Origin of the sequence: Polymorphospora sp. NPDC050346 (assembly GCF_040655695.1) — a bacterium.
GTDB lineage: Bacteria > Actinomycetota > Actinomycetes > Mycobacteriales > Micromonosporaceae > Polymorphospora > Polymorphospora lycopeni.
In genome coordinates, this window is sequence record NZ_JBFAKM010000008.1 from 123,210 (window position 1) to 146,290 (window position 23,081).

Sequence of the window (23,081 nt, forward strand, 5' to 3'; positions counted from 1 at the left end):
ACGCGTTCCTGCGCCATCGCGAAATGTCGACGGATGTCGGTCCCACGCACCGCGGCTACGACTGACTCACGATCTACAAGGAGCCTCATGAAACCGCGACACGCACGATCTCTCCGTCTGCTCGTCGTAGTGTTCACCGCCTCGCTGATGGGCCTCACCCTCGGCGTCACGCCGGCCGGCGCGCAAGCGCCCGGCCCACGTGCCGCGTTCAGCGGTCCTTCTGCCAAGTCGGCCGACATCGTTGTGCAGGGACCCGGCGCACCGATCGTCTGCCACGTCAACTATGGCAATGACGTGACCGTGTACGACGGCTTCCTCAACGTCACCTGGTCCGTTGCTTGCCGGTGGACCGACGACGGCGAGTTGGCGACCGAAACCCGCGCCATCTACATGAGGATCGGCATTGCCCAGCACGGTAATATCCTCGCCCCGGTCAAGACCTGTCCGCCGGCATTCGGCCCGTCCGGGACCTGCAGCCACCGGGTGCCCTTCAACGGAGTCTCCGGGCACGTTCAGAGTGTGGTGGAGGCCACGGTGACGTGGAACGACGGCTATCCAACGATCTTCGGAACGTTCGCCTCCCCCGGCTCCGTCATCACCTGAACCACCACCTCCGCTGACAAGCCCTCCCGGGGCGGACGTTGACAGTGCGTCCGCCATCGGGAGGACTTCAGCACGCGGAAGTCCAGCGGTCGCAACCGAACACCGGCCGCGTCGCCGCCGTGATCGACCGCGTCGCGCACTACTTCGTGGCCGCCGGCCAGCCGGTCGTCGCCGCAGCGCTCGTACTCATGGCAAGCGATGGGACTGTTACAGTGGACGGACCGGGGAGGTAAATGTGAGTCAATGTCCGAAGTGCGGCAGGAGCAAGGACTACTCAGGCGAATGCATGTACTGCTGGGGCCGGGAGGCGGGAGCGGACTATCACGCCGGAAAACGAGATGTCCGCGTTCCCAACTCGAATTTGCGGCGTAACGTGGACACCGGATCTGTCTCCAATCCGAATTCCGGCTGCATGGTGGTCGCCCTGTTCGCCCTGTCCGGGCTCATCCCCGGTGCGCTGCTGGCGTGGGAGCTGCTGATCTGAACGTTCGCTCCGGACATCCGCCAGACCATCATCGCCGTGATCGCTCTCGTCGACGCGGCGCTCGCGCGCGTCGCGGCCGCGGCGGTGGCGTCAACGGCTCCTGAATCTTCCCGGTGAAGAAGGCAATGATGCGCTCCCATCAATTCCCGACAGTGTCGGGAACCAACCGGAGCACCCTCCCGAAGTCGGGGACCGCGGTCGAATGTCCCTGTCGGCAGAAGAGACCCACCCGTCCCGGGCCGACGGACCGACCACAGAGGAGGGCAGATGCACGGCATCGGAAAGATGGCGACGGACGCCGGTCGCGGCACCAGGCAGCGTTGGCTCGCCCAGACGCTCGCGGCGGTGGTGCTGCTGGCCGGCCTGCTGACCGTTGCCCCACCGGCACAGGCGGCGGACCTGCCCTGGGGGCCGTACACCTGCGCGACCGGCTACGTCTGGCGGGAGGCGGTGCCGGGTGACCAGGTCTGCGTGGCCACGCAGACGCGGTCCGAGACCCAGACCGAGAACGCCCTGGGGCCGTCGCGCCGAGAGCCCAACGGCTTCTGCAAGTCGGGTTTCGTGTGGCGCGAGACGCGCCCCTCGGACCTTGTCTGCGTGTTCCCGTCCAGCCGCGACCGGGCGTACACCGACAACGCCAACGCGCCCTGGCGGCTGGCCGACCCGGGTGCGACGCCACGCGGCGGAGTCTCCGTCAGCACCACGAACCACCAACTCGGCGGCTACCTGTACGCCACCGGCAGCGGGCTGTCCCCCAACCGGCCGGTGCGCTTCTACGCGGTGCGGATCAACACGGTCGGCCCGTACTCGCTCGGGTCGCTGACCGCGAACAGCGCCGGCGCGATCTCCGGCTGGCAGTACGTCGCCGACATCCGCTGCCGCTCCGGACAGACGCAGCCGGCCATCGTCGTCGTCCTCGACCAGGGCTCCGGCGTGGTCACCACCGCCGGCACCACGGACGCCTTCCGTCGCTGCGGCTGACCCGGCCGGGGACAGCACGGACAGGGCTCCGTCGAGGGCAACGGTCCCGCGCGCCGGTGCGCTCGCCCGGCGGTCCGTGCGACGGTCGCCCTTGGGTGATCCGGCCACCGGTCCGGCGTGACCGCGCCGGACCGGTGGTGCCGGACGCTGCTGGTCGCGACACGGATCGTCAACCCGGCCCCGCGGGCACAGCCGGGGAGGAGAGCCGGGCAGAGCTTCGATGAATTATCGTCGGAGCCGTGACGACTGTCGCCGCGAGGGCCGACCACGGCCCGACCGTAGGAGCCCTGCTCAAGGGCTGGCGTGGACGGCGCCGGGTCACCCAGCTCGAGCTGGCGCTGAGCGTCGAAACCTCGGCGCGCCACATCAGCTTCATCGAGACCGGACGCGCCAAACCCAGTCAGACCATGGTCCTGCGTCTCGCAGAAGGTCTCGAGGTTCCGATACGGGAGCGAAACGCGCTGCTGGTCGCCGCCGGCTATGCGCCGGTCTATCCCGAGACCCCGCTGGCGGCCCCGGCGATGAAGGCCCTGCGCTCCGGTCTCGACAGCCTGCTGGCCGCGTATGAACCGAACCCTGCCCTGGTGATGGACGGCACCTACGATGTGGTGGCCGCCAACCGCGGTGTGCGGGCCCTGCTGCACGGTTTGCCGTCGCACATACTGGCCCCGCCGCTGAACGCGATGCGGCTCGTTCTGCATCCGCAGGGGCTCGCTTCCCGCATCCGCAATCTCCACGAGTGGCGGACGCATCTCCTCGAGCGGATCGAACGTCAGATCGCGCTGCGCGGCTCGGATGAGCTGCGCGAACTTCACGCGGAACTGATCCGCTATCCGGCCCCGGACGGTCACGGCACCGATGTGGATGGCGGCAGCGGCGGCCACTCCCACGAGGGCCACGCTTTCGCGCTGCCGCTCCAGGTCGAGGTCGACGGCCAGGTGCTCTCGTTCATCTCGACGGCCACGACGTTCAACACCCCCATGGACGTGACCGTCTCCGAGTTGGCGGTGGAGGCATTCCTCCCCACCGACCCGGAGACGGCCAACGCTCTCCGGCGGCTCGTCGACGCGGCTGAGTTCCCCGCATCCAGATCGACCGCTGACGTCGTCGATTCCGCCCCTTCCCGCGGAGCGTGAGTCAGCGGCGACTGGCTCCGGCGCGTACCCGGCGCAGTGTCTGGTACTGCAGGAGCGCGAATCCGCCGACCACGACCGCCTGCATCGGGATCCAGATCGAGCCCACGACACGGAGGTCACCGAACCACACGGTCAGCGCGACAACGCTGAGAATCACCCAGAGCGCATTGGTCGCGATCACCGCCTGGACCGCCGGCACCGCCGGCCGAGGTCGGCCGGCCAGATAGGCCACCCCGGCGCCGTACAGCGTCAGGAAGACTCCGACGCCCAACAGCAGGTTCCCTTCAACGCCGAGCAGCCGCCCCACCGGCCCGGAGGCCACGAGGTAGACGAGCCCGTTCGCGCCCGTGACAGCGGCATCCAGCGCGAGAAATCGACGCAGCCACACAACGGAGTTCGTTTCTGTCCTCGGTTGTACGCGCAGTCCGGTCGTCGACACGACGGCGACCTCCTTCGGAGTGATGTCCGGTTGCCTTTCAGCCCCCCTTGCACCACTCACGATGCTGTGCGATTCGGGATGTGTCGATTACCGCCGAGGTAATACGGGAGCCGACCGGGTGGCCCACCACATGACGAGGACTGCGCTCTCAACGACCGCCGGGATTGAGTAGTTCCAGCGCCAGGCGCTGGAGTTCCGGGCCGGCCTTGTCGGGGCTGCCCGTGTCGAAGGGCGGCTGCGGGTCGTACTCGACGGTCAGTTGCAGCGCCTGGGCGATCTGGTCATCGGCGAGCTTCGCGGCGAGATGCAGGGCCATGTCGATTCCCGCGGACATGCCGGCGGCGGTGATGATCCGACCGGTCTCGACGAAGCGGTGCGGCACATAGGTCGCGCCGAACTGGGCAAGCTGCGCCTGGACCCCCCAGTACGTCGTGGCCCGCAGCCCGCGCAGTAGGCCGGCCGTGCCCAGAACGAGGGCCCCGGTGCATACCGAGACGGTCCACGTGGTTCGCCGGTGCAGCTGTTGGATCCACTCGATCATCGCGGGATCCGCCTGGACGCCGCGAACGTTCCCCCCTGGCACCAGCAGCACGTCGGCCCAGCGCACCTCACGCAGGGTGTGGTCGACGCCGAGGGTGAGTACCCCGTTGTCCGAGCGCACCGGGCCGGTCCGCTTGCCGACGGTGAGCACCGACGCGCCCGGTACCCGGCACAGCACCTCGTACGGGCCGATCGCGTCGATCGGCGTGACCCCGTCGAAGAGCAGGATCGCGATGCGCGGTCGGCGGGCCGGCCCGCCCGTACCGGTGCGCCGGTCAGCGCCGGCCGGAGCGGCGACGCCGGTGGCGGCCAGGCCCGCACCGACCCCACCGGCGGCCGCGGCCCGCAGCACCGTCCGCCGGTTGACGTCCACAGTGAACATGGAGTGCCTCCTGTTGCTCGGGATCAGATCGCTCATTGGTTTCCGGTCTGCCGTGGCTGCCGGGGGAGTGCCATCCGGCAGGTCGGAGCGGTTCTTCGGATGTGCATACCTCGGTGGTCAGCCGCATCGCCGTCCTGGTTCCCGGACCGGTGGGGCCGGTCCGGATCCGAGGGAATCGGGTCCGCATCGGCTGTGTGTCGTTCCGCCGGACGTCGACCGGACACCGCCGCGGGAACCGGACCGGGCACCTCAACGGACCAGTAGGGTATGGCGGTAGACAATCGACGTGAGGTCGTCCTCGTCGTGTACGACGGCGCCGTTGTCATGGATGTGGCGGGACCGCTTCAGGTCCTCAACGGCGCCGGCGGCTACCGGATCCGGCTCGCGTCACCGGACGGCCGGTCGGTGCGTACCGATGTCGGGGTTCGGATGGACGTCGACGTCGCGCTGCCGGAGGTCCACGGTCCGGTCGACACGCTGCTGGTCGCCGGCTATCCGACAGCGGCCGGTAGCCGCCCGCCCACCACCCTTGTCGAGCTGGTACGGCGCATCGGCCGCCGGGCGCGGCGGGTGGCGTCGGTCTGCACGGGCGCGTTGGTGCTGGCCGAAGCCGGCCTGTTGGAGGGACGTCGGGCCACCACCCACTGGGCGGCCTGCGACGAACTGGCCGCGCGTTTTCCCCGCGTCGCGGTGCGACCCGACGCCATCTGTGTACGGGACGGCCCGGTGCTGACCTCGGCCGGGGTGACCGCGGGCATCGACCTCGCGCTCGCCCTCGTGGCCGAGGACCTCGGCGCCGACCGGGCACGGACGGTGGCCAAGTATTTGGTCGTCTTCCTCCGGCGGCCCGGTGGTCAGGCGCAGTTCGACATGGCCGGTGTCCGGCCAGCGACGCGAGACCCGGTCCTGCGCCGGGTACTCGACGCGGTCGCGGCGCAGCCGTCGGGTGAACACAGCCTCGCCGCCATGGCGGCCCGCGCCGCGGTCAGCGAGCGTCACCTGACCCGCCTGTTCCGCCGTGAGACCGGCACCACCCCTGCCCGGTATGTGGAACGGGTCCGGGTGCACACCGCTCAGACCATGCTCGACGCCGGGCGCGGTGGCCTCACGTCCATCGCCCGTACCTGCGGCTTCGGCTCGGCAGAGACCATGCGCCGCGCCTTCCTGAGGGTTGCCGGTGTCACCCCGGCCACCTACCGCCGCCGGTTCGGTGTCCATGAGGTGCCGAGGACCGCTGGTTGGGGTTGATGTGTGTGCGTACGGGGTCAGAGAAGGGTGCGCCAGTAGTCCCAGAACCGCACGCCGATCAGCGCGGCGAGGATCAGTAGCCAGGTGGTGGGGATGGCGCTGTGTACGCGTAGGAGGGTGTCGGTGAGCCGGCGGGGTGCGGGTAGGTGGCCGCGGTCGAGGTTGTGCAGGGTGGTGTAGGTGAACAGGACGATCATGGCGACCCAGACGACCATGCAGTAGGGGCAGAGGGCGCCGATGCGGTAGAGGCTCTGGAAGAAGAGCCAGTGCACGAACCCGACGCCGAACAGGGTGCCGGCCTGGAGTGCGAGCCACCACCAGCGGGGCAGTCGGGTGCCGGCGAGCATCGCGGCGCCGGTGGCGGCGACGACGGGGAAGGTGGCCAGGCCGATGAGCGGGTTCGGGAAGCCGAACACCTCGGCCTGGCCGGTGGTCATGATGGACCCGCAGGACAGGATGGGGTTGATGGAGCAGGTGGGTGTGTAGGCGGGGTCTTGGAGTAGGGCGATCTTCTCGACGGTGAGCACGAACGCGGCGAGGGCGCCGACGAGCCCGCCGATGGTGAGTGTCCAGCCGATGATCCGGTCGGTCAGGGCCATGCCGGTGTCGGCGTCGTGGTGGGTGCCGGCGTCGCCGGCAAGGGGGCGCGTCACGAGTTCAGTGACCTGTCGATGGCCGTCTTGAGCCCGTTGTAGTCGGGGCGGCCGTCGAACCTCTGGCCGTTGATGAAGAACGTCGGGGTGCCCCGCACGCCGAGTGCCTGGCCGTCGGCGGCGTCGGCCTTGACCCGGGCAACAACCTCGGCGCTGGCTACGTCGGCCCTGAACCGGGCCATGTCCAGTCCCATTTCCTGCGCGTACCCCTCGAAGACGGGGGCTTGGGACTGTTGGTTGTGGCCCCAGATGGTCTGGGTGTCGAACAGCTTCTTGTACATCTGCTCGAACGCGCCCTGCCGGGCAGCCGCTTCGGCGGCGTGCGCCGCGTTGTAGGCGTTCGGGTGGCTGGCGATCGGAAAGTAGCGGACCACGTAGGTGATGCGGTCGCCGTACTCGGCGCGCAGCTGTTCGACACCGGGATAGGCGGCCAGGCAGGACTCGCACTCGAAGTCGAGGAACTCCACCACGGTCGTCTTGCCGTCCGCCGCGGTGGACAACCGGTGGCTGTCGGCGCGCACCAGCGCCTCCGAGGCGGCCACCGGGGCGATGTCGATGCTCCGGTTGACCACGACGATGCCGACCACCACGGCGAGCGCGACGGCCAGCACGCCCAGGGTCACCTTGAGGTTTGTGCTCATGCCCGTCTTGCGGATCTTGCGGGTCGCCTTGGTTGCCGTCGCCGTCTTTCGGGCCGCCGTCCGGGCCGCGCCGGTGCCCGTCGGTGTCGGCCGTGCGGGCTGGGTGCGGCCGGCACCGGTCGCTGGTTTGGCGGTGCGCTTGCGAGCCTTGGCGTTGTTCGTCGCCATGAGCACTCCTTTGTCGGCGGAATCTCTCCGCTCGGGCCGCGTCCCGGACCGGTCCGGTGCCGCCACCCGCGGCCATCCGGAACACCGGTGAGGGTACAGTCGCCGCTTTACTGAGCGGCTGGGTCGCGGCTGAGAGTTACCTGCGAAGCCCGGCCGGGCGACCCTTCCCGATAGTACAGCGAGCGATGTACTGTGCTGGTGTGGAGACGTTGACGTACGGCCAGGTGCTGGCCCGCTTCGGTCATGCCCTGTCGGATCCGACGCGGGCGCGGCTGCTGCTGGCGCTGCGCGACGGGCCCGGATATCCGGCGGAGCTGGCCGAGTTGCTGGGCACCACCCGGCAGAACCTGTCCAACCACCTCGCCTGCCTGCGGGGGTGCGGGCTGGTCGTGGCGGTGCCGCAGGGCCGGCGTACCCGTTACGAACTGGCCGACCCGAGGCTGGCGCACGCCCTCGGTGACCTGCTCGGGCTGGTGCTCGCGGTGGACCCGGCCGCGTGCCCGGACAGCGACGAGAACGGCTGCTGCTGATGCACCTGCCCCTGGTCCAGCCGGCGCCGGTCCGGCCGGCGCCCGCGCGGCGGGCGGTGCTCGCCAGGCGGGTACGGCTGCTCGTCGCCGCCACCATCGCCTACAACGTCGTCGAGGCGGTCGTGGCGATCACCGCCGGAACGATCGCCTCGTCCACCGCGCTGATCGGGTTCGGCCTGGACTCGGTCATCGAGGTGTCGTCCGCCGCGGCCGTGGCGTGGCAGTTCGCCGGCCGTGACCCCGAGGCCCGGGAGAAGGTGGCGCTACGCGTCATCGCCGTCTCCTTCTTCGCGCTGGCCGCCTACGTCACGGTGGAGTCGGTGCGCGCCCTGATCGGCGGCGCCGAAGCCGAGCACTCCAGCATCGGCCTGATCCTGGCCGCCCTGTCGCTGCTGATCATGCCCTTCCTGTCGTACGCGCAGCGCCGCGCCGGCCGTGAGCTGGGGTCCCGGTCGGCGGTCGCCGACTCCAAGCAGACCCTGCTGTGCACCTACCTGTCCGCCGTCCTGCTCGTCGGACTCGGGCTCAACAGCCTGTTCGGCTGGTCCTGGGCCGACCCGCTCGCCGCGCTGGTCATCGCCGCCGTCGCCGTCAAGGAAGGCCGCGAGGCCTGGCGCGGCGACACCTGCTGCACCCCGGCGGCCGGCCTCGCCCCGGCCGGTCCGGTGAGCACCTGCGCGGACGGCTGCTGCGGCTCCGGGGACGCGCGGTGATCGCCAGTCTGGCGCTGGTCCTCTACCTGCTGGGGCTGGTACTGGCGTTCGGCTGGCGCAGCCTGGCACAGTGGCGGGCCACCGGCGACACCGGACTGCGCCTCGACGCCGGCCCCGTCGGGTCGACAGCCTGGTGGGCGAAGCTGCTGTTCGTCGCCGCGCTGCTGCTCGGTGCGGCCGGCCCGGCCGCCGGGCTCGCCGGCCTGCCCGTGGTCGGCATCCTCGACATCGGCTGGCTGCAAGCCGCCGGACTGGTCGTGGCCGTCGCCGGGGTCGCCGCGACGCTGGCCGCGCAACTACAGATGGGTGCCTCCTGGCGGGTCGGCGTCGACCCGCACGAGCGCACCGCGCTGGTCACCACCGGCGCGTTCGCGCTGGCCCGCAATCCGATCTTCACGGCGATGGCCGCCACCAGCGCCGGCCTGGCCGCGATGGTGCCCAACCCGGTCAGCCTCGCCGCGACCGCGGTGCTGATCACATCGATTCAGATGCAGGTACGTGCGGTGGAGGAGCCGTACCTGCTGCGCAGCCACGGCACGGACTACCGGCGGTACGCCGCCGTGGTCGGCCGGTTCTGGCCGGGCGTCGGGCGGTTGCCCGCGACGTCGAGCCGCCGCGATGCCCGGGGCGCGGGCAGGTAGAACGCCCCCCGTACCCGCCGCGGTGGGAGACCAGCCGGGTGGCACGTGGGTTTGTCGCGAGGGATGTGCGGGTGGGATCGCCCATCCCTCGCGAAGCACGTCGCTTCAGTCCACGCCGGCCAGGTGAAGCGCGTTGGCCAGCCGGTCGCGAGAACGATCCCGGGCGCGTTCGGCGCCGGCTGAGCGGATCTTGTCGAGTTCGCCGCCACCGGCCAGGAGGTCCAGCGCCCGTTCCCGGACCGGACCGAGTTCGGCGATCACGGCTTCCGCCGCCGCCTCCTTGAGGTCGCGGTAGCTGTCGATGCCGTCCGCGACGGCCGTGGGCGAGGTGTCCTTGCAGGCGGCGACGATCTCGAGGAGATTCGCCACCCCGGGCTGCTCGTCCGGTGCGTACCGGACGTCCGCCATTCCGTCGGTGACCGCGCGCCGCAGCTTCCGTCGGATGGTGTCCGGCTCGTCGAGTACGTAGATGATCCCGCCGACATCCGACGCCGACTTCGACATCTTCTTCTCCGGCACGGTGAGGTCCCGAATCCGCGCCGCCGTCTCGGGAAGAACACCGCGGGGTACGACGAAAGCCTCGCCGTAGTTCGCGTTGAAACGCCGGGCGAGGGTGCGGGCCAGTTCGACGTGCTGATTCTGGTCGTTGCCGACCGGAACCTCGGCGGCGCCGTGCAGCAGGATGTCGGAGGCCATCAACACCGGATAGGTGAGCAGGCCCAGCCGGACGGATTCCCGGCCGTCGGATTTCTCCTTGAACTGGACCATGCGCCGTGCCTCGCCGAAGGTGCAGGTGCACTCGAGCAACCAGGTGAGCGCCATGTGCTCGTTGATCAGATCGGACTGGACGAACACGGCGTCCCCGGGTACGCCCGCGGCGATCATGACGGCGAGTTGGTGCCTCGTCAGCCGGCGTAGCGCCGCCGGCTCATGGTGCGTGGTCATGGCGTGCAGATTGCTTACGAAGTAGAGGTCTTCCGGGCCTGACTCGGCAGCCCACCGGCGCACCGCGCCGAGATAGTTGCCTAAGTGCATCTCTCCGGACGGCGTGATTCCCGACAGCCTGATCATTCCGTACTCCCTCGTGAGTCGTCCGCGACCCCAGGGTGAACCGACCGGCGTCGTCGGCCACCCTGTGGGTGACCGACTGGTGTCTGCTTTTACAGCAGGTCAGAGCCACCTCATGGTGGCCCGCCAGAATCGATTCCTGCTGCACATGCCGATGAGGGTATCACCGGCAGCCGCCGGACCCGGTCCCTCGACAGACGACGGATGACCGTCAGCCAGCCGCGGGCCCGGTGCCCCGGGCGGCGGCGAGCAGGCGGCGATGGGCGGCCCGGCTGCCCACCGAGATCCGTACGCCGTGGTCCGGATAGACCCTGACCTTGATCCCGTCGCGCGCGACCGATTCGCCGAACCCGGTCGCCGACCGGCCGAGGGGGAGCCACAGGAAGTTGCCGTGCGATGGCGGGCAGGCGAGTCCCAGATCGCCGAGGGATTCGCCGAGTTCGGTGCGGAGTCGCCGTACCATCGCGATTCTCTCCTTCATCACCGTCTCCTGGTCGAGCGAGGCCACCGCCGCGGCCTCGGCCGCCCTCGTGACCGCGAAGGGCAGGGTCGCCTTTCTCGCGGTCTCGGAGATCTCGGAGTCCGCCAGCGCATATCCCACCCGCAGTCCAGCCAGGCCGTACGCCTTCGAGAAGGTGCGCAGCAGGACCGCTCTCGAACGCTGGTGGACGAGGTCCAGGTCGTCGTTCTCGTCCAACTCGTCGAATTCGACGTAGGCCTGGTCGACGATGGTGACGACCTGGGGCGGAAGCTCATTGAGGAACCAGCGCAGCTCGTCACGGGATATGCGACGCCCGGTCGGATTGTGCGGCGTGCACAGTATTACGACCCGGGTGCGGGGCGTGACCCTGGCCAGGAAGCCCGACAGGTCGTGCGCGCCGGTCGCGGTGAGCGGGACCCGAACCCCGGTGGCTCCCGCCACGGCGATCAGCAGCGGATACGCATCGAAGGCCGGCCAGGCGTAGAGGACCTCGTCCCGCTCGGTGCAGAGGACGAGCAGCAACTGCTGCAGGACTCCCGCGCTCCCGGGGCCGACCACGATCTGGGTCCGGGCCACGCCGAACTGCTTGGCGAGCCTCTCGACCAGGAGGTGGGGGAGTGGGGCGGGGTACCTGTTCGGGTCGAGGCCGCAGACCCGTACCGCCGCCGCCACCTCCGGCAGCGGCGGCAACGTCAACTCGTTGTTGGACAGGTCCCACTCCGTGCCGGTGGCATCGCTCCTCGGCGCCTCGTGCGAGCGGTAGGCGGAGAAGTCGCCGAGTCGGTGTGCGCCGGGCAGGGGAGGTGACGACATGAGGCGTACCATCGACTTCCTTCTCGTTCGGAAACGCGGACTGGAGGAGCGGCCCCAATTGCTAGGCCCGCCCGGACAGCAGCAGGAACTGGGGGTGCGGAGTGGGATCGGAAGGTGGCGGTGGGAGGTGTTCGATCGCCACGTCACGGAATCCGCCCGCCTCCATCGCGTGGGCGTAGTCCTCCACCCGCCAGAAGAAGTCGCGCAGGGTCAGTGAGCCGTTCGCGGTGCGCAGAGAGGTCACCATCGGGTCGCCGGGCAGGTAGGCGCGTCCCGCTTCTCCGTTGCGCAGGGTCGAGAACTGGACGCCGACGCTTCCCGGATGGGTGTTCAGCATGGCGAACCGTCCGCCAGGCGTCAGGACCCGCCGGATCTGCCGGCAGGCATCGACCTGTAGTTCGGTGCTGGGCATCTGCATGAACACGAAGCAGCTCATGCACGCGCCGATCTCCTCGGACGCGAGGAAGTCGAGACCGCCGGAGATCGGTACCTCGCGGTACGACACCAGCGGGTGATCGTAATGTGCGGTGGCGTACTCGATCATCGACCCGGAAACATCGACGGCGATGACGTTTCTGCCGTACTCCTCGGCCGCGTAATGGGCGACGAAGCCCGGGCCGCAGCCGAAGTCCAGTAGCGGGCGGTCGTCGCCGCCGGTGAGGTCGAGGCTCCGGAAGACTTCCGGATATCCCATCGGCTTCCACTGCGCGGCGGCGGTTTCCCGCGAGTAGGCCTCGGCCGACTCCGAGGTCTCCCAGCTAGTGTGCATCGGCGATGACCTTTCCGGAATCGGCGGCCTCGTTCAGCGCCGCGTAAAGGGAGTCGACGGAGGGACCGGTGTCGTCGGCGTTTCCGGACGGATCCAACACGCAGGCGAGCAGCCCTTGCCCGGCACAGGCGGCCAGTTCCTCCAACACGTCCGGGTCGATACCGTCGGCGCCGACGAATGGCACCGCCGCGGCGACCGCGATCGGCTGCCACCGCCGCGGATCGTCGAGCGCGAAGAGCCCGCCACCGGGTGTGCAGCCGAGCGCCATGACGACGACGAGAGACGTCGTCGTACCGGCGAGGTGGCTTCTCGCCGTGTTGAAGGCGAACCTCCGCGACTTCTCGTCGTCGTCGGCGATGAAGACCGCCGTCATCGAGCCGTCGGGAAGCCGGGTGGCGTGGTCGAGCAGTTCGAGGGCGTGCAGCGCGGACATCGAAACCGCCGACGTCACGCCCAGACGCTCCGCCGTCCACGGCTCGTGCCAGCAGGACAGCAGACAGAACCTCGGCGGCTCGTCGGATTGGACCCGAACCTCGATGGCACCCGGCAGATCCGGACTCAGCGTGCTCGTCGCGCCCGGCAGGTGCCGTACCCGATCCCGTAGCCATTCCAGTGCGACGGTGAGTTCTTCGTCTTCGTCAGGCGACGACATTGACCGGTTCTCCATTCAGGAATCCCCGTACGTTTGCCAGGACCTCGGTGAGGTTGTCCTGTCGCGATGCCCGCGTGTACCAGGCGATGCCCGGTGTGATCTGGGTGTTCTGCTTGCGGGCGAAGACCGGAGCGAGGCCGTCGGGTACGTCGTCCAGCGCGACGCCGCCGAGTCGGCCCGCGGCATGGCGGTCGGCGAGAGCCCTCATCGCGATCGTCTCGGCGCGCGAGACGCTGACGACGATGCAGCCCGGTCGAAGGGCACCGACGAGTTCCGCGGACAGGAGTTCGGCGGTCTCTTCCGACGCGGGAACCTGCACCGACACCACGTCGCTGCGGCGCACCAGTTCCGGCAGGCCGACGAGTTCGATGCCCGGCACCGGGCGGCCGGAACGGTTGTGTCCCAGCACCTCCATACCGAAGGCGCGGGCACGCTGGGCGACTGCCTGTCCGATGCGCCCGGTGCCGACGAGGCCGATCACGGCCCCGGACAGGGAGCGGCCGAGGAACGGGGGATAGCGGTGCCGCACACCGGCCACCCCCATCCGGCTGGCGGGAAGCAGTTGGCGGGACAGCGCCCCGACGGAGGTGATGACGTAGTCGGCTACCGCGTCCACGGAATAGTCGGGGCAGTGGGACACACCGATACCGAGTTGGCGGGCGGCGACCAGGTCTATCTGGTCGGTCGCGGAGAGCAGTGTCGAGACGTGCCGTAGCTGGCGGGCCTGCCGCAACACGTCGGCCGACAGGGTGGTCCACTCGACGAGGGCGATGTCGGCGGCGGACAGCCGGCGGATGGTCTCCTGCCGTCCCGGTCGGTCGTAGTGGACCGTCACCGTCCCCAGCCGGGACAGTTGCCGTAGGAAGCCCGTCGTGAGATAGGTCGGCTCGTCCAGGTAGACGATCCGGGGGGTCGGCGTGGTGCTCACGGCATGAGGACCGAGTTCGACAGCAGCACGGTCCGCAGGTATCTGCACGAGTCGGCGAACCAGTCCGAACGCCTGGCAAGGGCGAAGCGCACGAAGTTCGAGCCGGTGTCGTGGTCCGCCCAGTAGAAGTGGTTGCCGGGAAGGATGCCGACCTGGGCTTTCCCGAGCAGTTCGACGATTTCCTCGCTGCGTACGGTGGGGTGGCTGATGCGTATCCACTCCACGCTGATGGTGCTGTCCGGGAATTCGGGGACCAGGATCGTCCCACGCAGGGACTCGCGGAGGTGGTCGCGGTTCTGGCTGATCGTACGCCAGATGCTCTTCTCGAGCCCGGAGCGTGCGGTGTCGTTCACGTACGCGGACAGCAGCCGCAGTATGAACGGGCTCACGTTCAGGAGGATGTCGTTGTGCAGTTCGAGAACCTGTTCGTACAGATCGGCGCTGCTGGCGAGGATGCTGCATTTGAGATCCTGCGTGGGCCAGGTCTTTCCGGTGTCCTCGACGACGAGGTAGCTGACTCCCGAGTCCTCGAGCACGGCGTATTGATCCCAGAACGGGGTGGTGACGAAGAACCGGAACGTGCAGTCGAGGATGAGAATCTTCCGGTGGGTGACACACAGTTCCACCAGGTGTTTGAACTGCGCCTCGTCGTAGGTGAACCCGGTGGGGTTGTTCGGCAGCGTCAGGAAGACGGCATCCGTCGTCATGCCGGCGAAGGTGTCGTCGATCGAGTCCGGTCCGAGTTGGGCTTCACCGAGCGGTACGAGTTCCACCTGTCGCCGGCGCAGGATGGTCGCGAGGTTGTCGAAGCAGGGTTGCAGCAGACCGACCGACAAGCTCCTGCTGGACAGGTAGGTCGCGACCAGATCGGTCGCCAGTGACGCGGAGTAGCAGAGCATGGTGCGCGGGCTGTGGATCGCCGAGTGTTGCCCGGCCAGCCGGTAGAACACCTGCTGGAACTCTTCTTCCGACTCGCGTTGCAGGGTGGCCTCGGCCGCGTAGAAGATCTTCGGTAGATCGGTGACGATCTCCTGCTGCGTGCTGTTCTGCCCCTGGTGTGCGTGGCCGTCGGCCAGATTGAACCTCCGGTTGATTCCGACGTTTTCGTATCGGGTCAGGTTTGTGTAGCGCTCGTACATCTCTCCGGTTCTCCAATTTCTTGTCCGGCTTACGGGACGAGGCTGATGATCTGGTTCCGCTTTCCGCGATTGGTGACCCGGAGCGATTCCACGAACTCCACTTCGACCCGCGTCTCGTGGTGGAGAAGTTCGCTGATCTCATGTCGGATCCGTTCCCGGACGACGTCCGTCATGGCGGGGCCGGGAAGGCACTCGAACACCACCAGGTCCGGGGCCCGCTGGACGAGGCTCCACGAGTTCAGCGCGTCCGAGTACGCCATCAGGCGGGTGTAGCCGACATCGAGCAGGTAACCGGAGGAGAGGAACCTTCCGCTGGGCAGGACGAAGGAAGAGTTGCGCCGGCCCTCGAACGACTTGAGTTGCCGGAACTTCCGGCCACAGGGACAGGGGTGGTCGGCCGGATGCAGTGCCGCCAGGTCACCCTGCCGGTACCGGATGATCGGCATCGCCCAGTTGTAGAGACAGCTCGCGACCAGGTCGCCGGTCTCTCCGTCCGGCAGGGGGCGTCCCTCTTCGTCCACGACCTCGACGAGTGCGATGTCCTCCCAGATGTGGTAGCCCTTCTCCGGGCATTGCGCGGCGACGGTGCCCGCCAGTTCCTCGGATCCGTACTCGTCGAGAACCGGCACGCCGAAGAACTCGGCCCAGGCGTCGCGCTGGGCCTGGGTCGACATCTCCGACTTGACGTTGATCACGATGAGGTTCTGCCGGAGCAGCCGCACGTCCTGCGGTCCCAGGAGGCGACGTATGTCCTCCAGCCTCGAGGGGTAGAGCGTCAGCATGTGCGGCCGGCTGTCCAGCAGCTTGCGCTTCGCGTCCTGCAGCGCGTCGAGGGTCCAGATGTGGACGAGTCGATAGCTGCCGTCCGGCAGCCCGTCGAGCGGGTATTTGCCGGTGTAGACGTAGGTCTGGACGTGCTCGGGCCGATACCCGCCCATCATCATGTCGTAGATCCGGTACGCGGTCACGACGCGCTTGCGCATCGTCTGCTCCGAGTACGCGATACGGACCGTCTTTCCGCTCGAGCCGCCGGTCACCGCCGTGGTCAGGTCGTCCGGCGAGTAGCCGTCCGCTATGCAGGTGTGCGGGAAGGCCTCGATGAGTTCCTCTTTTTCGAGGATCGGAAGTCGGGCGATGTCCGAGGCGCGTCGGATCGAGTCGATGTCGACACCCGCCTCGTCGTACTTCTTGCGGTACATCGGCACGTTGTGGTAGGCGTGCCGAACCATTCTGACGACAGCCTCATCCTGATTTCTCTGGATCGCTGATCGACTGAGGAACTGGTTGCGGCGCAGTTCCCGACAGATCGTCGGCGCCTCTTCCTGAAGCGTGTGGAGCTGGGCCTTCGAGAATTCCTTCATTGTCTGCCCCGATCCCGTTCAAGGTCCACCGACGAGCGCGTCCGGTGAGTGTGTAGTGGTATGCCAGCACCTCGCCCACGTCGAACTGCCGACCGTCGATCGCGAGGAGCGACTTCAGCGCCGACCCGTGGCGTTCGATGCCGCGGATGTGGGTCTGCCAGCGGGCGACGTTCCGCGGGCGTAGGTCGATCCAGCCCTGCCGGGTCCAGTCCTCTATCCGCCGACGGGTGAGCCGCATCCCCGCGTGGATCTGGCGGGGGACGGACAGCCGTCGGCCGGCCATCCACATGTCTCCCGGCAGAAGCACGGCGAGACCGATGGACAGGATCTGGCGGCGCAGGTATCCGTCGGTGCGCAACCTCTCGACGGCGGCGTCCGCGAGCAGGTCCGGGGACATGGTGCCGGCATCCTGGAGCGTGCCGGCCGCCGAACAGATCAGGTGCAGTTCCAGCAGGTCCTTCGATATCGCCGGGCCGAGATTTCCGCTGACGATGCTCGGCTGCCGGGTGACGGCCTCCAGGTCTCTCATCGACGTGAGGACGGAGAACCGCATGTGGGCGGCGAGGTAGGAGGGCTGCATCGCCGCCGAGTCCATCGCGGTGAGAAGGTCGAACCGGGTGCTGCCCCGCATCGTCTCGAGTACGGCCGCGGCGACCTCTTCGCGGGTGACGCTCTCGAACTGGCCGAGGGCGGTGCTGAGGGACATCTCGGCCCGGCTGTAGGTCGAACTGTCGCCGGAGGGGACGAACACCATCTCGGTTTGATCGTCGTCGGCGTCCGATCGCGGCAGTTCCTGCTCGCCGAGAGGCAGGTCGTAACGTATCTTGACCGGCGTCGGACAATCCTGTGCCACCACCGGGCGGCCGCGTGAGACGTAGGGCCCGTGTTGTACGGCTTCCCAGCCGATCAACGCGGACGGAACGACCAGGCTGATCTCGCATCCCGCCGTGTGGTGGAGGTTCCAGAGCAGTTGATGCAGCACGCCCGCGGCGGCCAGCTTCTCCACCAAGGCTCCGGACAGGCCCGTCTCGGTGACCGAGCCATGGGTGTACGGACAGTTGTAGCCCATGCCACCGAGGCCCGTGGTCGACACCTTGATCACGCGAGCCACCCCGAAATCCCTGATCGCCATACCCAGGGCTTCGACGTACCGATGGATGATCGGAATCTGTAGCGACAGGGCGGCCTCGACGAGAACCTCGGTCCGCGCCTTGCCCGACCCCTCGTCGTGGTCGACGCGGCCACGTCCCGCCGCGGCGTTGGCGAGTTCGAGAAGATCGTGCTGTGCCTGTTGCGTGTCGCTGGCGTAGGAACACGACGTCGCCGACCCCAGCGCGTCGACGACGATGTCGGGACGGTGCTCGTCGATCAGGCGGTAGACCTTCATCCGGCGCGATTGACCCGGCTCCGGCGTGCCCAGGAAGAAGTTCGCCAAGGCCAGCCGTAACTCGGGGTCCGCCGAGCCGGTGCGGGACCGCTGGGCGAGGTCCGCCGGGGCGAACACGTCTCCCCAGGACCCGACCAGGTCGACCGTCGAGTCGCCGACCTGTGACAGTTGGCGGAGCCTGCGCTCCATGGTCTCCCGGCGGGCGGTGTGCACGGTGAGCCTGGCTATGTCGCCCCTTCGCAGGAGCGCGGTGCCGATGCTGGTGCCCACCTCTCCCGCTCCGATGACCAGGACGCTCGTTCCGCGCAGGGAGCCGATCATGGACCATCACTGCCGAACTTCAGCACCCAGGCGTAACTGTTGGGTACGGCGAGTTCCAGTTCCTGCTGGCATGAATAGCCGGCCTCGTCGAAGATCCGTAGAGCGTCCGCGCGGCTTCGCGGTTCCATGTTCTGCAGCGCGTGGATGTAGTCGAAGCCCGGGGCGAACAGTTCGGGGTGTTCCGGATCCGATGACGACACGGTGTCGAAGACGACCAGGTATCTGGCGCCGGGGAATCGCACCCGGTAGGAGGCGAGGACCGCGGTGCAGTAGTCGTCGGGAGCGATGTGGTGGGTCATGAACGCCTGCGTGACGATGTCCACGTCCGACACGTTCCGGGGCAGGGTCGTCGCGTCTCCCTGGTTGATCTCGAGATCGATGCCGAGGCCGCGAGCCTCGGCGACGGTGGCCTGGGCGGCCCGGATCGCATCGGCGGAGATGTCGTACCCGAGGCCCGGCTGCCCGGTCTCGCGGCAGATCTTGAGAAGTCGTCGTCCGGTCCCGCAGCCGAGGTCGCAGATGCGTCCCGCTGGTTGGAGCGAATCGACGAGTTGGATGAACGTCTCGTCGATGTAGCGACTGCCGATCTGGCTGGACGATTCGGCGACGACGCCACCGCGGACTCCTGACCGGGGGTCGACGGCGCCGCTGATCTGGTCGGCGAGAACGGAGGCGTATCCGCCGAGCCAGAGCCGGAAGACGGGGGCCTGGCGACCGAGTTCCAGCCCGAAGTCGGTGAGACGGTACGCGTCCGCGGTGCGTCGTACGGCATCGATCCGGCAAAGGGCGTTCAAGACGCCCTCGATTCTGATTCTGTTCTCCACCCATGGTGGCCGGTCGAGATCGTGGTCTGTCAGTGTGGTGTCGGCCAACGCGCGGAATAGTCCGAGATCGTCGGCGAGGACGGTTGCGTGTGCGGCGAACGCCCCAGTGAAGACGGGTGCGATCTGGGGGTGCTTGAATTCGACGCTGGCCAAGGAACTCTCCAATGTGGCGGTCGCTGGCTCGCATTTGATCGAATGCTATGAAAGGCGCTTGGGCGAGCGTAATCGCCGCGTCGCCGGGGAGTCAACGCTGCGAAGGCATTTCGAAATGTTGACCATCAATTGCATTCGTTCGGTTCAGATCTCCATTCGAGATCGCTTTCCCGCTCGCCTTTGTTGTCCGTTGTTTGTCTCTGTTCCGCGCAATTTGTGATCCATTTTTCCCATGTCAAAGGTCTGATTTACGTGTCGGTTGGACGTGAGACGGGCCGTGCCCCTGGGCCGGACGAATCCTGGCGGGCGACCCCGCCGGTCGGGCGCGAGAGCAGGGCTCGCATGTCGGCCGGAGCCGCGCGGATCCGCGCTGGAAGCCGGAGGCCGACGTGCGGACATCCTGGTGAATGGTCCGACAACGAGCCTTTGTCCAACTGGTAGTGATCAGTCCGATGGCTGCGACTTATCCGTTCCAGGCGGGTCGGTGCGTTCGTCGGCCATCTGGTTTCGTCCGGGACGCGGGACACCCCGGCGACCGTCGCATGGGCCCCGGATGTCACGTACCGACAGCAACGGGCGTCCACGGGGCGCGACGCGACCGGGTACGGGCTGGCGGTGCCGGCGGACCGGGCCGGCGGACCGGCCCGGGTGCCGGGCCGTTTTCACCGAAGCCCGCCGGGTACGCCAGGTGTGGCTCACCATGGTCCGGTGCGCCAGCGGCGTACCGGACGAATCTCACCGCATTGGAGGAGAGATGAGTGCGCAGAGCCCTACCATGACGGCACCGCAGCAGATGCCGGACACCAGGAACATGCCGCAGGGTGACCGGAGTATGCAGGCCACTGCCGGCCGGCAGATGGAACCCACCCGTGCCGTGGCACCTGGGACCGAGACCAAGTGGTCCTTCCTGAGCACGGAATTCTGGGTGTTCCTGGCCGCGGTGGCCGCCGTGCTGATCGCATCCGACCGGGTCGGAGCGGACAGCGCGGGGGTGGACGTGTTCCGGGCCGATCGGGCCTGGCTTTACATCACCCTGTTGACCATCGGATACGTGGTCAGCCGCGGCCTGGCCAAGGCCGGTAGCGCCTGGCGGGGCTCCAACGAGCGCCGCTAGACCACGGGACAGGCAGTGCGCGGCCCGCGCCGTATCGACGGGCCGCGCACCCTTTCGTCCCCGTGCGGGGGTGAGACAGGCCGGATTTCCGTTTACATCAGGTTCGCGGGCCGGCTCGTACGTTGCGTCGCATGACCAGATTCGTTGCGACAGTGGCGGCCGTTGTCATGGTGGCCGGTGTGGCCGGCTGTACCGGAAACCAGGACGTCCCCGGGGCGCAGGCCACCACCGGTGGCCCGGCCGCGCGGTGTGATCCGCGGCTCGACGGTGCGTTCACCGCCTGGGCGCGGGCCGGATTCAGCGGCTCGATCGCGATCTCGACCGGTGGCCGCCTCGACTGCCTGGCCGCGTACGGCTCGGCGAACGACGCCACCCACACACCGAACACGATCGACACGGTGCCCGGGATCGCCGCAGCTGACCGGGACCGCGTCTTCGACCGCTTCTGGCGTGGCCGGTCCGACCCGCCCGGCACCGGCCTCGCCATCGCCCGGCAGATCGCCCTGGCCCACGGCGGAAACCTCACCCTGACCTCACCCTGACCTCGCCGGGACCGGCCGGCGACGGCTGCGCCCTCCGGTTCACCGTACGCCGCTGACGGTCAGTTCTTCGGCAGGACGTTCGCGGCGACGAGCGCGTTGGCGACGGTCGCCGCCATGGTGCGGGCGACGGCCGCCGCGGCGGCCTCGGCGCCCCAGTCGCCCCGCTCGAGTTCCTTGGCGCGGGTGATGACCGGCGTCGACCAGGGGATGTCGCGGTGAAAGGTCGGCAGGGTTCCGCTCGCCGAGATCAGCGCACAGATCGCGGCGGTCCGGGGGTCGGGGGCCGCCCCGTCGACGAGTACGGCGCGCACCCGGGCCAGCAGTTCCGGCCGGTGCGGGGTACCGCCGTCGCGTAGCGCGGTCCTGGTGAACAGGCCGAGCACCTTCCGGCGCTCCCGGCGGACGTGTCCGCCGCGGACCAGCCGGTCGAGTACGGGCGCACGCAGGCGGGGACCGATCGCCGCCAGGATGGCCTGTACGTCACGTGGCTTCTGTGCGACGTGGTCCCGCGCCGACCTCAGCAACGGGTCCGTGGGGACGGTGCTGCCGACGACGTGGACGAGGCGGCCCCGCAGCCCGGTCCGCTCGTCGATGTCGATCTGCCTGTCGAGCGCGAGTTCGGTGAGGAGGGCGCCGCCGAGAACGTAGAAGAGGGTGCCCTCGCCGGCGATCGATCCCGAGGCCGGGTCGAACAGCAGCAGCAACAGGTCTTCGGCGATCAGCGGTTTGTCGGGTGTGGGTGGCATCAGGTTCACCTGTCGTCGTGTTCGGGGCCGGGCGGCCGCTTGCCGGAGGAACAGGTTCCCGGGGCGAAGGGTACGAAAACCATTATCCGGACGGGGCGGCGGCGGTGGCGTCAGGTCCGCACCGCGCGGCCGACGACGTACGGCACGGTGATGGCGCCCAGGGCCGGCAGTTCGAAGTGTTCGACCTGGACGAGGTCCAGCGGGGAGCGGCGCAGGGACAGTTCGGTTTCCCGGCTCGGGTCGCAGCCGTGGTCGAGCAGCCGCGTCGCCGGTGCGATCACCCGTTGCAGCGCGCGTTTCCAGGTGCGTTCCGGTGCGCCGACGTGCTCGGCGAAGACGAACTCTCCGCCGGGCCGCAGCAGGCGGGCGATCTCGGCGAGGACGCGGGCCTGGTCGCGGACCGAGCACAGCACGACGGTGGCCAGGACCGCGTCGACGCTCGCGTCGGGCAGCGGCACGGACTCCGCGGCCGACGCCAGGGGCTCGCGGGTGTGTCCGAAGCCGTGCGCGGTGCGCGCCAGTTCGGCGCGGCGCCGGCGGTCGGGCTCGCAGCCGATCCACGTCACGCCCGGGTGCAGCCGGCCGAAGTTCCGGCCGCGGCCGGCGCCGATCTCCAGCACGGTGCCGCGTAACCCGCCGATCGCCGCCGACTTGGCGGCGTCGTACGCGCCGAATCCCTCAGCCATGGTCGGCGCGCTCCGTTCCGTGTCGGTAGAGCACCTGCAACTCGCGGATGTAGGCCGTGGTGTCGATGTCGGGATCGGCGGTGAACGCCTCGTGGAAGCCCTCCACCGAGCACAGGATGCTCTGCGCCACGACCGGGCTGGCCAGGCCGCGGAAGGCGCCGTGGGCCTGGCCGTCGTCGAGCACCTCACGTACCGGCGCGACGAGGGGTTCGTCGTCGAAGGCGGAATCCCGCCCGGGTGCCTTCCAGCCGGCGGCGAGCCGCCACAGGGCCCGTACGCCGTCGCGGTTGTCGTCCTGGAACCGTACGAACGCCTCGATGTAGGCGGCGAGCGCCTCGGCCGGGTCGGCGGCCCGGTCGACGGCGGCCCGCAGTGTCTCGGTGCACCGGCCGATCAGGTGGTCCACGACGGTGAGCAGGACGTCGTTCTTGTCGGCGAAGTGGTAGGTGATCAGCCCGGTGCTGGACAGGCCGGCCTCGGTGGCGATGCGCCCGAGCGAGGTCTGGGAGAGGCCGTCGCGGGCCAGCACCCGGATCGCGGCGTCGACGATCTGCTGGCGCCGGGCCGTCGTGGTGACGGTCTGCTTCTTGTTTGCTTGCACAACCCAAAATTAGTACGGCTGAGCAAAATCTGCCATCAGGGTTCCCCTCAGATGAGGAGATCGCCGTCATCGACGAAACCCTTTCGTTGGTAGAGATAAAAGTCTTGCTCGCGTTAGCGAAAGATGTGGACACGTCGATGCTAAGTCCGTTAAGGTCTGGCGCTAGTAAGTTGTTTCGGTGAGGTAAACCGACGGCGTGGCTAGCTCACCGATGTTGCGGCGGGGGTCTCGACCCTCTCCGGGACAGCACCTCACGGGGCGTGGCACCCCTGGAGGGCACCGGCCGTACCCGATCCGGCGCGACGGCGCGCGCCCCGTCCCACAGTTGCCCGCCCGT

At 68.7% G+C, this 23,081-nt stretch carries 25 protein-coding genes; 9 read left to right on the top strand and 16 right to left on the bottom strand.

The annotated features are described in order from the left end of the window. Positions 1-129 precede the first annotated feature (129 nt). The 3 genes from AB0I42_RS11005 to AB0I42_RS11015 all read left to right on the top strand — a co-directional run bounded on the left by AB0I42_RS11005 (position 130) and on the right by AB0I42_RS11015 (position 3,204). Positions 130-603, top strand: a complete 474-nt coding sequence (locus AB0I42_RS11005; RefSeq protein WP_357536242.1) for a hypothetical protein — start codon at positions 130-132, stop codon at positions 601-603. 751 nt (positions 604-1,354) lie between these two features. Further along, the gene (locus AB0I42_RS11010; protein ID WP_357536244.1) at positions 1,355-2,068 is read left to right on the top strand and encodes a hypothetical protein; all 714 of its coding nucleotides are present in this window, start codon (positions 1,355-1,357) and stop codon (positions 2,066-2,068) included. A 239-nt stretch (positions 2,069-2,307) separates the two neighbouring features. Then, positions 2,308-3,204, top strand: coding sequence for a helix-turn-helix transcriptional regulator (locus AB0I42_RS11015; RefSeq protein WP_357536245.1), 897 nt, complete (start codon positions 2,308-2,310; stop codon positions 3,202-3,204). Between the two features lies 1 nt (position 3,205). Here AB0I42_RS11015 and AB0I42_RS11020 read toward each other — a convergent pair whose 3' ends face one another. Both AB0I42_RS11020 and AB0I42_RS11025 read right to left on the bottom strand, forming a co-directional pair. Next, positions 3,206-3,643, bottom strand: a complete 438-nt coding sequence (locus AB0I42_RS11020) for a hypothetical protein (protein ID WP_357536246.1) — start codon at positions 3,641-3,643, stop codon at positions 3,206-3,208. 148 nt (positions 3,644-3,791) lie between these two features. After that, positions 3,792-4,565 carry a DJ-1/PfpI family protein gene (locus tag AB0I42_RS11025; RefSeq protein ID WP_357536248.1) on the bottom strand — a complete coding sequence of 258 codons (774 nt, stop codon included), beginning with the start codon at positions 4,563-4,565 and terminating at the stop codon, positions 3,792-3,794. Positions 4,566-4,832: 267 nt separating this feature from the next. Between AB0I42_RS11025 and AB0I42_RS11030 the strand changes: the two genes are divergently transcribed. Then, on the top strand, positions 4,833-5,813 hold the full coding sequence (locus AB0I42_RS11030) for a DJ-1/PfpI family protein (protein WP_357536249.1): 981 nt from the start codon (positions 4,833-4,835) through the stop codon (positions 5,811-5,813). Between the two features lie 17 nt (positions 5,814-5,830). Here AB0I42_RS11030 and AB0I42_RS11035 read toward each other — a convergent pair whose 3' ends face one another. Both AB0I42_RS11035 and AB0I42_RS11040 read right to left on the bottom strand, forming a co-directional pair. Then, positions 5,831-6,412 carry a vitamin K epoxide reductase family protein gene (locus AB0I42_RS11035; RefSeq protein WP_357536436.1) on the bottom strand — a complete coding sequence of 194 codons (582 nt, stop codon included), beginning with the start codon at positions 6,410-6,412 and terminating at the stop codon, positions 5,831-5,833. A gap of 50 nt (positions 6,413-6,462) precedes the next feature. Next, positions 6,463-7,275 (bottom strand): thioredoxin domain-containing protein, encoded by an 813-nt coding sequence (locus tag AB0I42_RS11040; RefSeq protein WP_357536251.1) that lies wholly within the window; start codon positions 7,273-7,275, stop codon positions 6,463-6,465. A gap of 185 nt (positions 7,276-7,460) precedes the next feature. Between AB0I42_RS11040 and AB0I42_RS11045 the strand changes: the two genes are divergently transcribed. Genes AB0I42_RS11045 through AB0I42_RS11055 form a run of 3 tightly spaced genes read left to right on the top strand, consistent with a single transcriptional unit; the run spans position 7,461 to position 9,159 of the window. Continuing rightward, positions 7,461-7,805, top strand: a complete 345-nt coding sequence (locus AB0I42_RS11045) for a metalloregulator ArsR/SmtB family transcription factor (RefSeq protein ID WP_357536253.1) — start codon at positions 7,461-7,463, stop codon at positions 7,803-7,805. Beyond that, positions 7,805-8,518 (top strand): cation transporter, encoded by a 714-nt coding sequence (locus AB0I42_RS11050; protein WP_357536438.1) that lies wholly within the window; start codon positions 7,805-7,807, stop codon positions 8,516-8,518. Before AB0I42_RS11045 ends, AB0I42_RS11050 begins: the two co-directional genes overlap by 1 nt. Continuing rightward, the gene (locus tag AB0I42_RS11055; RefSeq protein WP_357536440.1) at positions 8,518-9,159 is read left to right on the top strand and encodes an isoprenylcysteine carboxylmethyltransferase family protein; all 642 of its coding nucleotides are present in this window, start codon (positions 8,518-8,520) and stop codon (positions 9,157-9,159) included. Before AB0I42_RS11050 ends, AB0I42_RS11055 begins: the two co-directional genes overlap by 1 nt. A 105-nt stretch (positions 9,160-9,264) precedes the next feature. On the opposite strand, the gene trpS is transcribed toward AB0I42_RS11055, so the two are convergent. The 9 genes from trpS to AB0I42_RS11100 all read right to left on the bottom strand — a co-directional run bounded on the left by trpS (position 9,265) and on the right by AB0I42_RS11100 (position 19,055). Next, the gene (trpS, locus tag AB0I42_RS11060) at positions 9,265-10,230 is read right to left on the bottom strand and encodes a tryptophan--tRNA ligase (protein ID WP_357536255.1); all 966 of its coding nucleotides are present in this window, start codon (positions 10,228-10,230) and stop codon (positions 9,265-9,267) included. 208 nt (positions 10,231-10,438) lie between these two features. After that, entirely contained in the window at positions 10,439-11,521 is a 1,083-nt protein-coding gene (locus AB0I42_RS11065; protein WP_357536256.1) for an aminotransferase class I/II-fold pyridoxal phosphate-dependent enzyme, read from the bottom strand. A 61-nt stretch (positions 11,522-11,582) separates the two neighbouring features. Next, positions 11,583-12,290, bottom strand: coding sequence for a class I SAM-dependent methyltransferase (locus AB0I42_RS11070; RefSeq protein ID WP_357536258.1), 708 nt, complete (start codon positions 12,288-12,290; stop codon positions 11,583-11,585). After that, a complete protein-coding gene (locus tag AB0I42_RS11075) occupies positions 12,280-12,942 on the bottom strand; it encodes a hypothetical protein (protein ID WP_357536260.1) in 663 nt (220 codons plus the stop codon). The genes AB0I42_RS11070 and AB0I42_RS11075 overlap by 11 nt, the downstream gene beginning before the upstream one ends. Continuing rightward, positions 12,929-13,870: an NAD(P)-dependent oxidoreductase gene (locus AB0I42_RS11080; protein WP_357536262.1), complete on the bottom strand. Its 942-nt coding sequence runs from the start codon at positions 13,868-13,870 to the stop codon at positions 12,929-12,931. Before AB0I42_RS11080 ends, AB0I42_RS11075 begins: the two co-directional genes overlap by 14 nt. Then, a complete protein-coding gene (locus AB0I42_RS11085) occupies positions 13,867-15,009 on the bottom strand; it encodes a pyridoxal phosphate-dependent aminotransferase (RefSeq protein ID WP_357536263.1) in 1,143 nt (380 codons plus the stop codon). The genes AB0I42_RS11080 and AB0I42_RS11085 overlap by 4 nt, the downstream gene beginning before the upstream one ends. Positions 15,010-15,038: 29 nt before the next feature. Next, positions 15,039-16,238 carry a hypothetical protein gene (locus tag AB0I42_RS11090; protein ID WP_357536265.1) on the bottom strand — a complete coding sequence of 400 codons (1,200 nt, stop codon included), beginning with the start codon at positions 16,236-16,238 and terminating at the stop codon, positions 15,039-15,041. Between the two features lie 13 nt (positions 16,239-16,251). Continuing rightward, positions 16,252-17,805 carry a hypothetical protein gene (locus AB0I42_RS11095; protein WP_357536267.1) on the bottom strand — a complete coding sequence of 518 codons (1,554 nt, stop codon included), beginning with the start codon at positions 17,803-17,805 and terminating at the stop codon, positions 16,252-16,254. Between the two features lie 269 nt (positions 17,806-18,074). Next, the gene (locus AB0I42_RS11100) at positions 18,075-19,055 is read right to left on the bottom strand and encodes a class I SAM-dependent methyltransferase (protein WP_357536268.1); all 981 of its coding nucleotides are present in this window, start codon (positions 19,053-19,055) and stop codon (positions 18,075-18,077) included. 832 nt (positions 19,056-19,887) lie between these two features. Here AB0I42_RS11100 and AB0I42_RS11105 point away from each other — a divergent pair. Next, positions 19,888-20,169 carry a hypothetical protein gene (locus tag AB0I42_RS11105; protein WP_357536270.1) on the top strand — a complete coding sequence of 94 codons (282 nt, stop codon included), beginning with the start codon at positions 19,888-19,890 and terminating at the stop codon, positions 20,167-20,169. 131 nt (positions 20,170-20,300) lie between these two features. Beyond that, the gene (locus AB0I42_RS11110) at positions 20,301-20,711 is read left to right on the top strand and encodes an ATP-binding protein (RefSeq protein ID WP_357536272.1); all 411 of its coding nucleotides are present in this window, start codon (positions 20,301-20,303) and stop codon (positions 20,709-20,711) included. A gap of 59 nt (positions 20,712-20,770) precedes the next feature. Here the strand turns inward: AB0I42_RS11110 and AB0I42_RS11115 are convergent, their stop codons facing one another. The 3 genes from AB0I42_RS11115 to AB0I42_RS11125 all read right to left on the bottom strand — a co-directional run bounded on the left by AB0I42_RS11115 (position 20,771) and on the right by AB0I42_RS11125 (position 22,744). Next, on the bottom strand, positions 20,771-21,457 hold the full coding sequence (locus AB0I42_RS11115; protein WP_357536274.1) for a GPP34 family phosphoprotein: 687 nt from the start codon (positions 21,455-21,457) through the stop codon (positions 20,771-20,773). Between the two features lie 110 nt (positions 21,458-21,567). Beyond that, on the bottom strand, positions 21,568-22,143 hold the full coding sequence (locus AB0I42_RS11120; protein ID WP_357536276.1) for a class I SAM-dependent methyltransferase: 576 nt from the start codon (positions 22,141-22,143) through the stop codon (positions 21,568-21,570). Then, positions 22,136-22,744, bottom strand: a complete 609-nt coding sequence (locus AB0I42_RS11125) for a TetR/AcrR family transcriptional regulator (protein WP_357536278.1) — start codon at positions 22,742-22,744, stop codon at positions 22,136-22,138. Before AB0I42_RS11125 ends, AB0I42_RS11120 begins: the two co-directional genes overlap by 8 nt. Positions 22,745-23,081 lie beyond the last annotated feature (337 nt).

Excerpts from the sequence above, each read along its gene's own strand:
- AB0I42_RS11010 (WP_357536244.1), top strand. The coding sequence starts at position 1,355 with ATGCACGGCATCGGAAAGATGGCGACGGACGCCGGTCGCGGCACCAGG.
- AB0I42_RS11025 (WP_357536248.1), bottom strand. The coding sequence starts at position 4,565 with ATGTTCACTGTGGACGTCAACCGGCGGACGGTGCTGCGGGCCGCGGCC.
- AB0I42_RS11030 (WP_357536249.1), top strand. The coding sequence starts at position 4,833 with ATGGCGGTAGACAATCGACGTGAGGTCGTCCTCGTCGTGTACGACGGC.
- AB0I42_RS11035 (WP_357536436.1), bottom strand. The coding sequence starts at position 6,412 with ATGGCCCTGACCGACCGGATCATCGGCTGGACACTCACCATCGGCGGG.
- AB0I42_RS11040 (WP_357536251.1), bottom strand. The coding sequence starts at position 7,275 with ATGGCGACGAACAACGCCAAGGCTCGCAAGCGCACCGCCAAACCAGCG.
- AB0I42_RS11045 (WP_357536253.1), top strand. The coding sequence starts at position 7,461 with ATGTACTGTGCTGGTGTGGAGACGTTGACGTACGGCCAGGTGCTGGCC.
- AB0I42_RS11050 (WP_357536438.1), top strand. The coding sequence starts at position 7,805 with ATGCACCTGCCCCTGGTCCAGCCGGCGCCGGTCCGGCCGGCGCCCGCG.
- trpS (WP_357536255.1), bottom strand. The coding sequence starts at position 10,230 with ATGATCAGGCTGTCGGGAATCACGCCGTCCGGAGAGATGCACTTAGGC.
- AB0I42_RS11065 (WP_357536256.1), bottom strand. The coding sequence starts at position 11,521 with ATGTCGTCACCTCCCCTGCCCGGCGCACACCGACTCGGCGACTTCTCC.
- AB0I42_RS11070 (WP_357536258.1), bottom strand. The coding sequence starts at position 12,290 with ATGCACACTAGCTGGGAGACCTCGGAGTCGGCCGAGGCCTACTCGCGG.
- AB0I42_RS11075 (WP_357536260.1), bottom strand. The coding sequence starts at position 12,942 with ATGTCGTCGCCTGACGAAGACGAAGAACTCACCGTCGCACTGGAATGG.
- AB0I42_RS11085 (WP_357536263.1), bottom strand. The coding sequence starts at position 15,009 with ATGTACGAGCGCTACACAAACCTGACCCGATACGAAAACGTCGGAATC.
- AB0I42_RS11090 (WP_357536265.1), bottom strand. The coding sequence starts at position 16,238 with ATGGTTCGGCACGCCTACCACAACGTGCCGATGTACCGCAAGAAGTAC.
- AB0I42_RS11105 (WP_357536270.1), top strand. The coding sequence starts at position 19,888 with ATGCAGGCCACTGCCGGCCGGCAGATGGAACCCACCCGTGCCGTGGCA.
- AB0I42_RS11110 (WP_357536272.1), top strand. The coding sequence starts at position 20,301 with ATGACCAGATTCGTTGCGACAGTGGCGGCCGTTGTCATGGTGGCCGGT.
- AB0I42_RS11115 (WP_357536274.1), bottom strand. The coding sequence starts at position 21,457 with ATGCCACCCACACCCGACAAACCGCTGATCGCCGAAGACCTGTTGCTG.
- AB0I42_RS11120 (WP_357536276.1), bottom strand. The coding sequence starts at position 22,143 with ATGGCTGAGGGATTCGGCGCGTACGACGCCGCCAAGTCGGCGGCGATC.